General features: G+C 68.4%; 10 protein-coding genes. 8 read left to right on the forward strand and 2 right to left on the reverse strand.

What is annotated here, in order from left to right:
* Positions 1–147: 147 nt before the first annotated feature.
* Entirely contained in the window at positions 148–582 is a 435-nt protein-coding gene (locus tag OVA30_RS19565; RefSeq protein WP_056505522.1) for a cupin domain-containing protein, read from the reverse strand.
* A 493-nt stretch (positions 583–1,075) separates the two neighbouring features.
* Between OVA30_RS19565 and OVA30_RS19570 the strand changes: the two genes are divergently transcribed.
* From OVA30_RS19570 to OVA30_RS19580, 3 genes are read left to right on the forward strand one after another with little or no spacing between them, the layout of a single operon-like run.
* Complete coding sequence (locus tag OVA30_RS19570) at positions 1,076–2,368, forward strand: O-acetylhomoserine aminocarboxypropyltransferase/cysteine synthase family protein (RefSeq protein ID WP_268176473.1); 1,293 nt, start codon at positions 1,076–1,078, stop codon at positions 2,366–2,368.
* Positions 2,369–2,401: 33 nt separating this feature from the next.
* A complete protein-coding gene (metA, locus tag OVA30_RS19575; protein WP_268176474.1) occupies positions 2,402–3,397 on the forward strand; it encodes a homoserine O-succinyltransferase MetA in 996 nt (331 codons plus the stop codon).
* 11 nt (positions 3,398–3,408) lie between these two features.
* The gene (locus tag OVA30_RS19580) at positions 3,409–5,241 is read left to right on the forward strand and encodes a long-chain-acyl-CoA synthetase (RefSeq protein ID WP_268176475.1); all 1,833 of its coding nucleotides are present in this window, start codon (positions 3,409–3,411) and stop codon (positions 5,239–5,241) included.
* Between the two features lie 138 nt (positions 5,242–5,379).
* Here the strand turns inward: OVA30_RS19580 and OVA30_RS19585 are convergent, their stop codons facing one another.
* Entirely contained in the window at positions 5,380–6,699 is a 1,320-nt protein-coding gene (locus tag OVA30_RS19585; protein WP_268176477.1) for a lipopolysaccharide biosynthesis protein, read from the reverse strand.
* Between the two features lie 253 nt (positions 6,700–6,952).
* On the opposite strand from OVA30_RS19585, the gene OVA30_RS19590 reads away from it, so the two are divergent.
* The 5 genes from OVA30_RS19590 to OVA30_RS19610 all read left to right on the forward strand — a co-directional run bounded on the left by OVA30_RS19590 (position 6,953) and on the right by OVA30_RS19610 (position 14,356).
* Positions 6,953–9,289, forward strand: a complete 2,337-nt coding sequence (locus OVA30_RS19590) for a right-handed parallel beta-helix repeat-containing protein (protein ID WP_268176480.1) — start codon at positions 6,953–6,955, stop codon at positions 9,287–9,289.
* On the forward strand, positions 9,286–10,173 hold the full coding sequence (locus OVA30_RS19595; RefSeq protein WP_268176481.1) for a glycosyltransferase family 2 protein: 888 nt from the start codon (positions 9,286–9,288) through the stop codon (positions 10,171–10,173). The genes OVA30_RS19590 and OVA30_RS19595 overlap by 4 nt, the downstream gene beginning before the upstream one ends.
* A 972-nt stretch (positions 10,174–11,145) precedes the next feature.
* Positions 11,146–12,114 carry a Hint domain-containing protein gene (locus OVA30_RS19600; protein ID WP_268176482.1) on the forward strand — a complete coding sequence of 323 codons (969 nt, stop codon included), beginning with the start codon at positions 11,146–11,148 and terminating at the stop codon, positions 12,112–12,114.
* Positions 12,115–12,307: 193 nt separating this feature from the next.
* The gene (locus OVA30_RS19605) at positions 12,308–12,979 is read left to right on the forward strand and encodes a hypothetical protein (protein WP_268176484.1); all 672 of its coding nucleotides are present in this window, start codon (positions 12,308–12,310) and stop codon (positions 12,977–12,979) included.
* 267 nt (positions 12,980–13,246) lie between these two features.
* Positions 13,247–14,356: a glycosyltransferase gene (locus tag OVA30_RS19610; protein ID WP_268176486.1), complete on the forward strand. Its 1,110-nt coding sequence runs from the start codon at positions 13,247–13,249 to the stop codon at positions 14,354–14,356.
* The last annotated feature ends 295 nt before the right edge of the window (positions 14,357–14,651 follow it).

Below are 14,651 nucleotides of genomic sequence, written 5' to 3' on the forward strand. Positions count from 1 at the left end.
GAAGAGCGGTGGCACCGCCAGCCGGGCGCGAAGAGCGCCCCGTGGAGCGGGTTCGGGAGGACGACCCGTCCTTCCGAAGACAGAGCGGAACGAAAGCCAAGGCCGCGGAGGCGACCGCCGGCGTCTGAGGCTCCAGCCTCGATGCATTCAGGCGGCTTCGAGCGCGCTGCCGGCGCCGGAGCGGCGGCTCAGCATCCGCTTGGCCTTGCCGGCCGCGCGCAGGGCGAGCGCCACGACCTTCGGCTGCGTCTTCCGGCAGAAGGCGACCTTCCGCACGTAGCTCTCGACATGCCAGTGGCAGACCGCGCCGCGGGGAATGAACAACACATCGCCGGCCCGGAAGGTCTTGGGCGGGGAGAGGCCGTCGCTGATCGTGGCCGAGCCCTCGATGAAGTGGATCGTCTCGTCGATGTCGTAGTGCCACTCGAACCGCCCGGCGGTGCAGTCCCAGACCAGGGTCCAGGCCATGCCGTCGGCGCTGCGCGAGAGCATGGTGTTGCGGGCCACGGGCCGTCCCTCGTGGATCCAGCTCGGTTCGATCGGGGCGGCGCGCAGCTCGCCCGAGGTCACGGACGGAATCATCGCTGTGGTCGACACGGCATCCTCGCTGTAGCGCTCTCCGCCGAAACGGGGCGCCGGTTCGGCGCTCGAGAACGCGTTGATGACAAAGGGAGCGGGCGTTCGGGACCATTCCGGAAGCGCCGAGCTTATCGGAAATCACGGCTCCGATCGCATGACAAGTCGATTGTGCGGTTATGACTAACGCGAGGGCCGGCGAAGACTGTCGAATCTCAGCCGATCTTCCGCCGTATCAAGACTAGAGCCGATTTGGCACGCCTGCCCCGTTTCGAGACAGGGGCCGGGCAACAGAGATTAGGCCGGAAAGACGGAGCCGTGCGGCCGGAGCCGACGTCTGCCGGGCGATTTCCCCCTCATCGAAGTCATCGATCAAGACTTGTCGAAGTTTCGCCTTCACTAAGTCTCGCAAGCTGTCATCCCGTTCCGGTACGGTCAAGTCTGGTCCAAGCCTTGCGCTCAGGGTCTCAACTCCGCGGTTTCGGGACAGCTTCAAGACATGCGCAGCGAAACGATCGCCCTTCATGCCGGCTTCGACCACGATCCGGCCACGCACGCGGTCGCTGTGCCGATCTATCAGAGCGTCGCCTACGCCTTCGACAGCGCCGACCACGGCGCCGCCCTTTTCAACCTGGAGGAAGAGGGTTTTCGCTACAGCCGGATCGCTAACCCGACGGTCGCCGTGCTGGAGCGGCGCGTGGCGGAACTGGAGGGCGGCCATTCGGCGCTCGCCGTCGCGTCGGGGCAGGCCGCACTCCACTACGCCATCGCCACCCTGGCGGATCATGGCGGCAACATCGTCGCGGTGCCCCAGCTCTACGGCACGACGCATACGCTGCTGGCCCACGTCCTGCCGCGCCAGGGCATCACCTGCCGCTTCGCCGCGAGCGATCGGGCCGCGGATATCGCGGCGCTGATCGATGGCGACACCCGCGCCGTCTACTGCGAATCGATCGGCAATCCGGCCGGCAACATCTGCGATATCGAGGCCCTGGCGGCCGTGGCCCACGCCCACGGCGTACCGCTCGCGGTCGACAACACCGTGCCGACCCCGATCCTGATGCGGCCGATCGATTACGGGGCCGACATCGTCATCGCCTCGCTCACCAAGTTCATGGGCGGCCACGGCACCACGCTCGGCGGCATCATCGTCGATTCCGGGCGCTTCGACTGGACGGCGCAGGCTGAGCGCTTCCCGATGTTCACGCGGCCGGACGTCTCCTATCACGGCCTCGTCTACGCCGACCATTTCGGCCGCGGTGCCTTCGCCGCGCGGGCGCGCAGCGTCTACCAGCGCACCACCGGCGCCGTATTGCCGGCGATGTCGGCCTTCCTGCTGCTTCAGGGCATCGAGACGGTCGCGCTGCGGGTCGAGCGCCATGTCGCGAACGCGCGCAAGGTCGCCGAGCACCTGCGGGCGCACCCCCAGATCGCCTGGGTGAACTATGCCGGGTTCGAAGACAGCCCGAACCACCCGATGGCGCGCAAGTACCTGAAGGGCGAAGGCTCCTCGCTCCTCACCTTCGGCGTTGCGGGCGGGTTCGCGGGCGGCAAGACGTTCTACGACGCGCTGAAGCTGGTGAAGCGCCTCGTCAATATCGGCGACGCCAAGTCGCTCGCCTGCCATCCGGCCTCGACCACGCACCGGCAGATGACCCCCGACGAGCAGCGGGTCGCGGGCGTGCTGCCGGAGACGATCCGGCTCAGCGTCGGCATCGAGCATATCGACGACATCCTCGAAGACCTCGACCAAGCGCTCGCCGCCGTGGCCCCCGCCGCACTCGCGGCCTGAACCCTTCCCCATCGCGTCCGGAGGAGACCCGCCATGCTGGATTACGGCACCCCGATCCAACCCGTGAGCCTGCCCGCGGCGGAGCTGGATCTCGGCGCAGTCGGCGGCATCGCGTGGCACGAGCCGGCGCAGCCAAAGCTTCGCGTCGGCCTCCTCAACAACATGCCCGACAGCGCCCTGGTGCAGACGGAACGCCAGTTCCGGCGTCTGATCGGCTCAAGCGTCGAGCTGCGCCTGTTCAGCCTCGATACGGTCCCGCGCGGCCCCCTCGCCCGTGCCCATCTCGAACGCTTCTACGAGGCGCAGGATGCGTTGGCCGGAGCCGGGCTCGATGCCCTCGTCGTCACCGGCGCCGAGCCGAAGGCCAAGCGTCTTGCCGACGAGCCGTTCTTCCCGGCGCTCGCAGCGGTGGTGGATTGGGTGGATGCGAGCGGCGTCCCGACCCTGTTCTCGTGTCTGGCCGCGCATGCGGCCGTGCTGCACCTCGATGGCATCGAGCGCCGGCCGCTGCCGACCAAGCATTCCGGCATCTATGCCTGCACGGCGGTCGCCCACCATCCGTTGCTCGCGGGAATGCCAGCGAGCGTGCCGGTGCCGCATTCGCGCTGGAACGATCTGCCCGAACAGGCGCTGACCGCCCGCGGCTACCGCGTCCTGCGGCGCTCCGAACAGGTCGGGGTCGATCTGTTCGTCCGCGAGCGCGGTGCCTCGATGGTCTTCCTCCAGGGCCATCCGGAATATGACGGCGATACGCTCGCCCGCGAGTACCGCCGGGATATCGGTCGCTTCCTCGATGGCGAGCGGGACACCCCGCCCGCGCTGCCCGAGAATTACTACATCGACGAGGCTGTCCTGCGTCTCGACGCCTTCGCCGCGGTGGCACGGGCCTATCGCTCGCCCGCCCTGCACGCCGACTTCCCGACGATGGCCGAGACCCTGCCCCGTCCGGCCGCTTGGCAGGAAGCCGCCGCCGGGCTGTTTCACAACTGGCTCGCGCTGGTCTCGGACCGCGTCGCGCTCGCCGCGTGAGAGCGCCCGCGATGGACCAGACTTTCGCCGCAGCGCCCTCCCCCGATCCGCTCGAGGGGCGCCCGGAACCGGACAGCGCGGCCCCGCCGCCCCGGCCCTCCTCCACCGCCGGCTGGCTCGGGGCCCTGGCCCGCACGGCGCGGATCGACGCGAGCCCGGAGCGCATCTTCCCCCTCGTGCTGGACGCCGTCGCGGCCGAGCGCCCGCACGCGCCGGCCCTGATCGGCCGGGACGAGACCCTGAGCCATCGGGAGCTCGCCGCCCGCCGCAACCGCTACGCTCGCTGGGCGCTGGGGCGCGGGCTCGCCAAGGGCGACACCGTCGCCCTCCTGATGCGGAACTGCCCGGATTATCTCGCGGTCTGGCTCGGGCTCACCCGCGTCGGCGTCTGCGTGGCTCTGCTCAACACCCACCTGCGCGGCGCCGGCCTCGCCCATTGCCTTACGGTCGCCGCCCCTCGCCTCGTCATCGCCGCCGCCGACCTCGCCGAGGTGCTAGAGGGAGCTCTGCCCCATCTCGCCGAGCCGCCGGAGATCGTGTGGCAGGGGACGGACGCGAACGACACGTTCGCCGCGGCGTCGGCGGGGTTTCGCGAGGCTCCGCTCGGGCCCGACGAGGCGCCCTCCGTCACGCTGCGCGATCCCGCGCTGCTGATCTACACCTCCGGCACCACCGGCCTGCCGAAGGCGGCGCGGGTGAGCCACCACCGAGTGATGATGTGGACCCATTGGTTCGCCGGCCTGATCGACCCGACGCCCGACGACCGCATGTACGATTGCCTGCCGCTCTATCACAGCGTCGGCGGCGTGGTGGCGCCGGGCTCGGTGCTGCTCGGCGGCGGCTCGGTGGTGATCCGCGAGAAATTTTCCGCCAGCCGGTTCTGGGCCGACGTGGCCGAGAGCGGGGCGACCCTGTTCCAGTATATCGGCGAGCTGTGCCGCTATCTCACGCTCGCCGCCCCCGACCCCGCCGAGGGTCGGCACCGCCTGCGGCTCTGCACCGGCAACGGGATGCGCGCGGACGTCTGGGAGGCGTTCCAGGCGCGCTTCGCGATCCCCCGCATCCTCGAATTCTACGCCGCGACCGAGGGCACCCTCTCGCTCTACAACGTCGAGGGCCGGGTCGGCGCGGTGGGGCGCGTGCCCTCCTTCATGGCCCGGCGCTCGCCGGCCCTGATCGTCCGCCACGACGTCACCACGGGCCTGCCGGCGCGCGACGCGCGGGGGCGCTGCATCCCGGCCGAGTTCGGCGAGGCCGGCGAATTGCTCGGCCGGCTCTCGGAGCGGGCGGAATACACGTTCGAGGGCTATACCAGCGCCGCCGAAAGTGCGCGCAAGGTGCTGCGCGACGTGATCGAACCCAATGATGCCTGGATGCGCACCGGCGACCTGATGCGCCGAGATGCGCAGGGCTTCTTCACGTTCGTCGATCGGATCGGCGACACGTTCCGCTGGAAGGGGGAGAACGTCGCCACCACCGAGGTCGCCGAGGCGCTCCACCGCGTCGCGGGCGTGCGCGAGGCCAACGTCTACGGCGTGTCCGTGCCGGGGGCGGAAGGCCGGGCCGGCATGGCGGCGCTCGCGGTCGGGCCGGATTTCGACCTCGCGCAGCTGCACGCCGAGATGAAAACCCGGCTTCCGGCCTATGCCCGGCCGCTGTTCCTGCGCCTGAGCGACGAACTCGGCCACACCGAGACCTTCAAGCAGAAGAAGGTCGCGCTGGCCGAGGACGGCTTCGACCCCGCCCGGACCGACGACCCGCTCTACATCGACCGCGACGGCGCCTACCGCCGGATCGACTCGGCGATGCACGCGGAGATCGCCGGGGGCACACTGCGGCTGTGACTCGGTGCTGCGCCGCCTGAATCCGGGTTTCGAAAGGACAAGTCCTTTCGCGGGTCCAGGGCAGAGCCCTGGTGAAGGGAAGCCGGGGCGCTGCCCCGGCGCCCCGCCAAAGGGATGATCCCTTTGGGATCGCACATTTCAGGCCGGCTGAAGGCTGCCGAGTGTGCCTGACGGGGCCCGCAGAACGCGCCGTAGCAAGCCGGCGAGGACGAGGCACACCAGAACTTCGCTCGTGATCGCCACGCCGAGCAGGCCCTCGATGCCGAACCCGCGCACCGCCGGGTAGACCAGGGCCAGGTTGAGGGCCGCCGCCGCGGCCGTCGCGGCGAAGACCGCACCGGTCCGCTCCAGCGCGCGAAACGCGCAGATCTGCGCGAAGGACACGAGCGAGACCGGAAACAGCAGCGAGTACCACGCCACCACCCAGGCATAGGCCGCCATGTCCGGCCCGAACGCCGCCGCGAGCAGGCTCTTGCCGGTGAGCGCCAGAAGCGCCGTGAAGCTCAGGCCTCCGGCAAAGCCGATGGCGGCGGTGACGCCGATGACCGGCCGCAGACCGTGGAGGCCGCCTTGCGCCAGCGCCCGGCCGGCGATCGGCGGGACGATGTTCTCAAGGGCGTCGCGGATCAGGTTGAGAACCCCGAGGATGCTCTGCGCCGCGCGCAGCACGCCGATCAGCGTCACGCCGAGCAGGGCTCCGGCGACGAGCAGGCCGCCATAGCCGCTCAGCCACTGCATCAATCCCGTGAGCACCAGCCAGCGGCCGGAATGCCATTGCCGCCGGCTCGCTGCGCCGAACTCGCCCGCCCGCCACGCCAGCGCACCCCGGAACGGGATCGCGCAGAGGCAGGACAGGGCGGCCGAGGCCGCGACGACCTCCAGGGCGCGGGTCGGCGAGAGCATCCCTGCCCGGCTGAGCAGGATCAGGCCCGCGACCTTGATCCCCTGGTTGAGCGCATCGATCCCCAGAACGACCGGGGGCCGCCCGCGGGCGAACAGGTAGCGGCGGCAAAAATCCTGGGCGAGGTGGGCGGCGCAGGCCACGCCCGCCGCGAGCCCCAAAGCCCGGTCGCCGAACGCCAAGGCGAGCCCGATCGCGACAGCCCCGCCGGCGAGCGTCAGGAAGGCGGCTTCGTGGACGAGGACGATCGCGTAGTAGGCCGGCCGCGCCTCGTCGCCCAGGCCCGGCCCGATGCTGATCATCGGGCAGACGACGAGGCCGAGCTGCAGGCTGACGGTAAGCAGTACCGCGATCCAGGCCGTCGAGAACAGGCCGAAAGCCTCAAGGCCGAGCGCGTGCGCCAGCACGATGGTGGTGGCGAAGTTGCAGGCGCTCACCAGCGCCTGATCGGCCACCGACAGCGCCGGGCCGGCCGCCCCCCGCGCAAGAACCCTTCGTCCGAGAACAGCGCGGCGGGCGCCGGCCAGGGCACGGAGGTCGCGCGGGAGGGCGGGCATGCTGTGTCCGGGTGAGGGCGAGGCGATGGAAAAGGCGGCCGGAAGGAGGCCTGAGCGACCCTAGACGAGGCGGGCGCAGGCACCACGCGGACATCGGGAGAGGCGGCGACGATTCCTCGATCGTTCGGGGTACGTCGGAAGTACGGGCCGGCGCGCTCCCGATGCGCCGCCGGCCTCGATTGTCAGGAGGTGCGCCGCCCGCAAGACTTCTCCCCGATCTGAACCGGTGGCGATTGTCGATGGGCGGGTGTTGATGGCAGCGACGACGACCGTCCCGGCCCTGTCGCGGGAAAGCCGCCTTGCGGAGTTGTTTCTGGCGGCGCTCGGCATCGCGTTTGCCGGGTACATGATCTTCGGCAAGAGCTTCGCTTATCTCGGCCTGCCGCCGCTCTATGCCGGCGAATTGCTGTTCCTGCTGGGGCTGCTCGCCGCGCTGCGGGCGCGATCGGGCATCAACCTCGTGGCTGGGCTCGCCACCGCACCCGCACTCTGTCTGGCCGCGCTGATGGGCTGGGTGCTGCTGCGGACGCTGACCGGCCTGCGCGAATACCGGGTCGATGCCCTGCGCGACGGCGCGGTCGCGCTCTATGGCGGCTACGCCTTCGTCATGATCGCCCTCCTGCTCGACGATCCGCGCCGGCTCGGGACCCTGCTGCGGATGTTCCGCTGGCTCGCGCGCATCGCGATCCCAATGGCGATCATCGCCTTCATCCTCGGCGACGTGCCGTTCTTCGCGGCGCGGGCGGGTGAACTCTCGGCCCATCTGACCGGTGCCTGCGTTCTGGCGCTGGTCGGCCTCGTCCGGGTCGGGCCGGGTTGGGTCGCCTTCGTCGGCCTCGGCGCGGTGCTCGCCGCCGCACAGAACCGCGGCTCGATGCTGGCGATCGCGGTGCCGGTCTGCCTCGCCCTTCTGGCGGTCGGGCAATGGAAGCGGATGGCCGCGACGCTGATCCTCGGCGCCGGTCTTCTGGGCGCTGCCGCCGCCCTCGATGTCGAGGTGGAACTGCCCAACAGCGACCGGCCGGTCAGCGCCGCGGCGGTGGTGAACAACATCGTCAGCATCGTCGCCCCGAGCAGCGGCGGCAACCTCGACGACACCAAGCAGTGGCGGCTGCGCTGGTGGAACACCATCGTCGGCTACACCGTGAACGGGCCGTATTTCTGGACCGGCAAGGGCTTCGGGCCGAATCTGGCCGAGACCGACGGCTACGTGGTCGGGCTGGAGAATGGCGGGCCGACCCTGCGCAGCCCGCACAGCATCCACATGACCTACCTCGCCCGCAGCGGCGTGCCCGGCCTCGCCCTGTGGCTCCTCACCTGCGCCGTCTGGATGGCGGCCATGCTCGCCGCCTTCTGGCGAGCGCGCCGGATGGGCGAGCGGAAATGGGAGAGCTTCTTCCTGTTCATCGCCTGCTACGTCGCCTCGATCGTCATCGATGCGAGCTTCGACGTCGCCCTGGAAGGGCCAATGCTGGCGATTCCGTTCTGGACGCTGATCGGCATCGGCATCGGCGCCGCGATGATCTTCCGGGCGCAGGTTGCCGCCCTCCCGCCCGACACGCCGTTCCGGCCCGGACGGGTGCGGGGCATGTCCCTGGGCGCACTCGCCGGTCTCGCGCTCCTCGCGCCCTGGCCCGCTGCGCCCGCCCGTGCCGAAGAGAGCCGCCGTACCGTCAGCGACCCGTCCGGACCCTGCCTCGTGCTGCGCGACGTCTCCGACCGGACGATCGAGAACCTCGACCTCGGGCCGTGCGGCGGCGAGGGGGTGCGCATCGAGCGTTCGCGCAACGTGACGATCCGCAATCTCACGATCCGCGACACCGGGGATGTCGGCATCTATGTCGAGGGGAGCGACGGCGTCACCATTGAGGAGAACCGGATCGACAACACCCTCTCGGGCATCCGCGCGCTCTCCTCCACCGGGGTCGAGGTCCGCTGCAACAGCGTGCGCAACGTCCGCGGGCCGATCCCCGCCGGCCAGTTCGTGCAGTTCGACAAGGTGAAGGGGCCCGGCAACGGCATCTCGTGCAACATCGGCGAGAACGAGCCCGGCCGCGGCGTGCCGGAGGACGCGATCAGCCTGTTCCAATCGCGCGGCGAGCCGGGCCGGCCGATCCTGGTCAGCCGCAACCGCCTCGTCGGCGGCGGTCCGAGCCAATCCGGCGGCGGGATCATGCTCGGCGACGGCGGCGGCGCCTATCTGGAAGCCCGCGACAACCTGCTGATCGATCCGGGCCAGTACGGGATCGCCGTGGCCAGCGGCAGCCACATGACCATCGCCGACAACGTGGTGATCGCCCGGCCGCAGCTCTTCACCAATGTCGGCATCTCGGTCTGGAACCAGTACGCCGAGCCCTGCCACACCGTGACGGTGAGCGGGAACAGCGTCGATTGGCGCGCCCGCACCGGCCGGCCCAACCCGTGGTGGGATGCCAAGAACTGCGCCGGCACACTCTGGTCGCTCAACCGGACGCTTACCCTCGATCCGCAGCGCGAGATCGCGGCTCAAGCCCCCTGCGCCTGCCGGACGGCCGGGCGTACCGCCCAATCCCCTGCCCTCCCCAAGACCCCGAAGGAAGCCGCGCGATGAGCGACCCGGTGCAAGGGCCCGTGCAAGACTCCTTGCAAGACCCCGTCGATGCGGAGCGCCCCGACATCGTGGTGCTGGCCCTGGCGCGCAATTGTGCGGCCACCCTCCCCGCCTTCCTGCGCTTCCTGTCCTCCCTGAGGGATGCGGGGCTCGATTGCCGCGCCCTCGTCGGCGAAAACGACTCCCGTGACGGCACCGGGGCACAGCTCTGGGCGGCGCAGGCGCGGGGCGAACTCAGCCATGTCCCCACCGCCTTCATGTCCGACATCCGCGGCCGGCTGGCGCGGATGGCCCGGGGCCGCGAACATCTCAAGCGCGTGCTCGACGGTCAGGGGCCGGCGCCCGCCTATGTCTGTGTCGCCGACATCGACAACGTCATGGCGCGCCCGCCCGAGGCGGGGGCGGTTCTCGCGGCGCTGGCCAAGCTGGAGCGTCCGGGCCTGTTCGCCGTCTCGGCGGCGTCGCAGCCGCACTATTACGATCTGCTCGCCTACGAGGACGAGGCGGTGAGCTACGAGTACCTTCTCGACGACATCGCCCGCCACCGCCGCGGCGCGCTCGGCTATTACCGCTTCTTCTCCGACACGATCTACCCAGCGCAAAGCGCGCTGACGCGGGAGCGCGAGGCCACCTGCCTCTCGGCCTTCAACGGGCTGACGCTCTACCGCGGCGCGGATTACCGGCTCGGCTCCTATCTCGACGACGATTACACGCGCTGCGAGCACCTCACCCTCAACCGCCGCATCGCCGCCGCCACGGGCCGGCGGATGCTTGTCGATCCGGGCCTCGTCCTGCGCACCCCCGGCGACCACGCCCAGCGCGGGTTTCTTTCGTTCTACGCGAGCCGGGTGCGGAAGATGGCGGTGGCGCGGCTGCGGGGGTGAGGCCGTCCGGGCTTGTGCCGAGACATATCGGCGTGATGGCCCTCCACCGCATTCCGGTATCCGGAGGCTGAGGACCAGCGTTTTGGATCGAGTTGCAATCCTTTCCCGTCGTGGGGAGTGGCCGTCAGGGTCTAACCGGGAAGCTGACGTCCCGCCTGCAAATCAAGACAGATGTCCGTCGGACGATCGCTGACCGCTGCACCGAATTGTCGGTTGTATGTTCAGCGCGATCGCTCGTTGAAGTCGGCCGGTCTCCCGCTCGCACTCGCAGCCTATCGCGCGCTGAGCAGTCGCTACCTGGATTCCAGGCAGTCGATACCGGTCAAATGAAGCAGATAAATTGCCATTTCATCCTGCATACTTTGCCGAACTTCCTTTTTTCGTACGTTTTTCCCAGGAAATATGTTGCAGATGCAGCACAGCGACATCCGAACGTTGGAAGTCGATAAGTTTCCAGACGCACTATAGGATTGGAGGGATTGCTGGCGATGAGCGTTCCCGTCATGCTTCTTATGAAGGCGAAGGGTTGATCACATCCGCGGCATCGCCTGATAAATAATCAACAAGAATGAGTCGCAGTTTTCCGACTTTTAAATTGGCTTAGTTCAATCAAAGTCGGAAATTTAGATTCTTCTACAAAGGGGAGAGGACGCAATGGCGCTGCCGATCAATTTTAATAATACGGTCTATGCTCCTGGATTCCTTGGAACCGATGACGGCGGGGCATCTGGTAATTTCCAAGTCGATGCTGCCTCCACCTACTCTGTCAGCGTCACGGGGACGGTCAACGGACCGGGTAGCACGGTCAGCTTGACTTACGGGGCCGACGCGCCAGCCGCATTTGCCGGAAAATCGGTGCAGCTCACTGCAACCCAATTCGACAATTCGAATATGATATTGTTTACCAGCAATGCCATTCCTCCCGGAGAGACGGACCAGGGGAATTATCGATACATTCTGTCGAATACTCAGTTGTACGGATCAAATCCTCCGGCCGGGACAACGCGGACGCGCTTTACAGCGGACACCAATAATGCCCTCGGTGATTACGCAGTAGCGGCGACGGGCGGCACCGGAGCCACCGGCGGCACCGGAGCCACGGGCGGCACCGGAGCAACGGGCGGCACGGGAGCAACGGGCGGCACCGGAGCAACGGGCGGCACCGGAGCAACGGGCGGCACGGGAGCAACGGGCGGCACGGGAGCCACGGGCGGAACCGGAGCGACCGGTGGCACAGGAGCCACGGGCAGCACCGGAGCGACCGGTGGCACAGGAGCCACCGGCGGCACCGGGGCCACCGGCGGTACCGGTCCCGTCATCTGCTTCACGCCCGGCACCCGCATCGCGACGCCGGATGGCGAGCGCGCGATCGAGCACCTGCAGCCCGGCGATGTCGTGAGCCTCGCCGACGGCGCCGTCGCCACCGTACGCTGGATCGGCCGTCGCTTCCTCGATCTGCGGACGCATCCGCAGCCCACCACCGCTCACCCCGTGCGGATCGCCGCCGGCGCCTTCGGTCAGGGCCTGCCAGTGCGGGACCTCATCGTCTCGCCCGGCCACGGCCTCTACTGCGACGGCGTTCTCATCCCCGCGATCTGCCTCGTCAACGACCGCACGATCACACGGGTTGAGGTCACGTCGGTCGAATACCTGCACGTCGAGTTGGAGCGGCATGCGCTCCTACTGGCCGAGGGGCTGCCGACGGAAAGCTATCTCGACGTGGACAACCGCGGCTTCTTCGAGAACGGCGGAGCGCCGCTGATCCTGCACCCGACCTTCGCGGCGATGGCGCATGAGGGGGGCTGTGCGCCCTACGTGATTGCCGGGGCCAAGCTGCGAACGGTGCGGGCGCAACTGGAGCGTCAGGCCGACATCTGGGAGGCGCAGCGGCAGCCGGGTACCGGCTGGCGGGCACGTCTCGGCCTCAGCCGCACCGCGTGACGATCGCTTCGGCGCTGAGACCTTTCTCAGCGCCGAACGCCCCGCGATGCGGAGGCGGTTCTGGCCCCGGCCCCGATGAACCCTGCTCCGAAATCGGTCGGGGCGCAGCGGCCTGCCCTGCGGACCGATCGGCCGGCCGGGCCGGTTTCCTCGCCGCGCAGAAGCCCGTGCGGACTCAGCCGAGACAGATGTGATGGCCAATCGGCTTCGTCGATGGAGGGCGGCTGCCCGTTCCTGGTCCGTTCAGGCCCGGTTGCTCAGGGAGCGGCGCCTGATCGCCGGCTCCGGGCTGTTCGACGAGTCGCTCTACCTGTTCGAAGCCCCCGACGTGATGCGTGAGGAGGCGGAGCCGATCGAGCATTTCTGCCGTTTCGGTTGGCGCGAGGGCCGGCGGCCGAACCTCTACTTCGATCCGCTCTGGTATCGCGACCGGTATCTCGAGGGAGCCGACCGGGACCCTCTCGTGCATTACCTCACGATCGGCGAGAGTGCCGGTTGCCGCCCGGTCTGCTATTTCGATCCACACTGGTACGCGCGAACCTACCGGCTGCCGAGCCGGGCCAACGCGCTGGCCCATTTCCTCGCCCACCGGCGCAGTCAGCGTTTCGCGCCCAACCCGGACTTCGATCTCGCCTTCTATCTCGACCGCTATGGTGTCGAGATCGGCCCGAACCGCGATCCCTTCGCGCACCACCTGCGCTTCGGGGCCGCCCGAGATATCGACCCGTCGCCGCATTTCGACGCGGGGCATTACCGAAAATCGACGATGACCGATCTGACACCCGAGACGCGCACGCCGTGGGCTGCGGCCGATCTGCGCGTGCCCCTCGTTCATTATCTGGACACGCAGTATCGCCGTTCCTAAACCCGCCAGCGAAGCAGTATCCTCAAATGCAGTTTGCAGACTGAATAATTCAGCCGGGTATCTGCTTTGTGCCAGATTACTTGTGTGTATGGCGCATCTTTTTCTGTCGAATTTCGCCAATATACATCACGCTGATGCTGCATCGAATGCTTGAGATACGACGCTGCGCGCATCTCGCTTTGGGAAAGGCAGGCAGCACGCATTCGATAGCATGAGGGCACCGTGTTCCGGCGGCTTCACCCTCTTCGACGTATGAGGCCTCTTCCCGTGACGCCGACTGGCCAGACCGTCTGCCTGTGCATGATCGTGAAGAACGAGGCGCACGTCATCCAGCGCTGCCTCGCCTCAGTCCGGCCGATCATCGATCGCTGGGTCATCGTCGATACTGGCTCAACGGACGGGACGCAGGCGATCATCGGCGATGCACTGCGCGATCTGCCCGGCACCCTGCACCAGCGGCCCTGGCAGGATTTCGCGCACAACCGCAGCGAGGCCCTCGCCCTTGCGCGCGAGCACGGGACATTCACGCTGATCATCGACGCCGACGACACGCTCCGCATTCCGCCCGGCTTCGTTTTGCCGGATCTAGAGGGCGATGCCTACATCCTCGATATCGCGGATGACGGGATCGTCTACCAGCGCACGCAAATCGTCCGCTCCGCGCTGCCCTGGCGCTACCGAGGTGTGCTGCACGAGTTCCTGACCTGCGGAGACGTGGCCTCCACCGCCGGCGCGCTGCCGGTGACGATGGTGCGCAACCACGACGGCGCCCGCCGCCGCGACCCGCAGACCTACCACCGGGACGCGCAGGTCCTCGAAAGCGCGCTCGCGACCGAGACGGACCCTTTCCTCGTGGCGCGCTACACCTTCTATCTCGCGCAGAGCTACCGCGATTGCGGCCAGCCCGCCGAGGCGCTCGAGGCCTATCTGCGCCGGACCGAGCTCGGCTTCTGGATCGAGGAGGTCTATGTCAGTCTGCTCCAGGCCGGACGGATGATGGAGCGGCTGGGCCGCGATCCCGACCTCATCCTCGCGACCTATGCCCGGGCCAGCGCGGCCGTGCCCGGACGGGCCGAGGCCGCCCACGCCGCCAGCCGCCTCTGCCGCCTTCTGTGCCGCTATGCGCAGGGTCGAGCCGTGGCCGAGCCGTCGCTCGGTCTGCCGGCTCCGGCGGACGCCCTGTTCGTCGAAACCTGGATCTACGCCTACGGCCTCTACGACGAGTTCGCGGTCAACGCCTACTGGTGCGACAGCAACCTTGAATGCCTCGATGCGTGCCTGCGTGCCCTTGAGAGCGGACAGATGCCGGATGCGGAGCGTCCGCGCTTCCTGGCTAACATGCGCTTCGCCCTCGACAGGCTACGCCAGTCCCCCTGACGCCGGTCTCTTGTGAGAGCAAGGCCGTGGGGAGGATCGAGCTGCACGGCCAGCCTCCACCTGTTGCATGCGCCGATTAGACCTGACGCAAGGGGCACAGCTCTGGCTCCGATCTCGCCGTCGCGGATCGTGTGAGGGTCGGGAGTCGAAGTGCAGCGACGGGTCGAGGTCTCGGGCCATCCTGAAGCGTGATCGGACGTCACGAAAGCCTATTGCAAGAAGTCGAAGAGGGCACTTTGAGCCCTTTACCTGAGTCGTGCCGAGCCTCCTCTCCTCCCAAGCCTTGAAGCTGACG

Origin of the sequence: Methylorubrum sp. SL192 (assembly GCF_026672325.1) — a bacterium.
GTDB classification, from domain to species: domain Bacteria; phylum Pseudomonadota; class Alphaproteobacteria; order Rhizobiales; family Beijerinckiaceae; genus Methylobacterium; species Methylobacterium extorquens.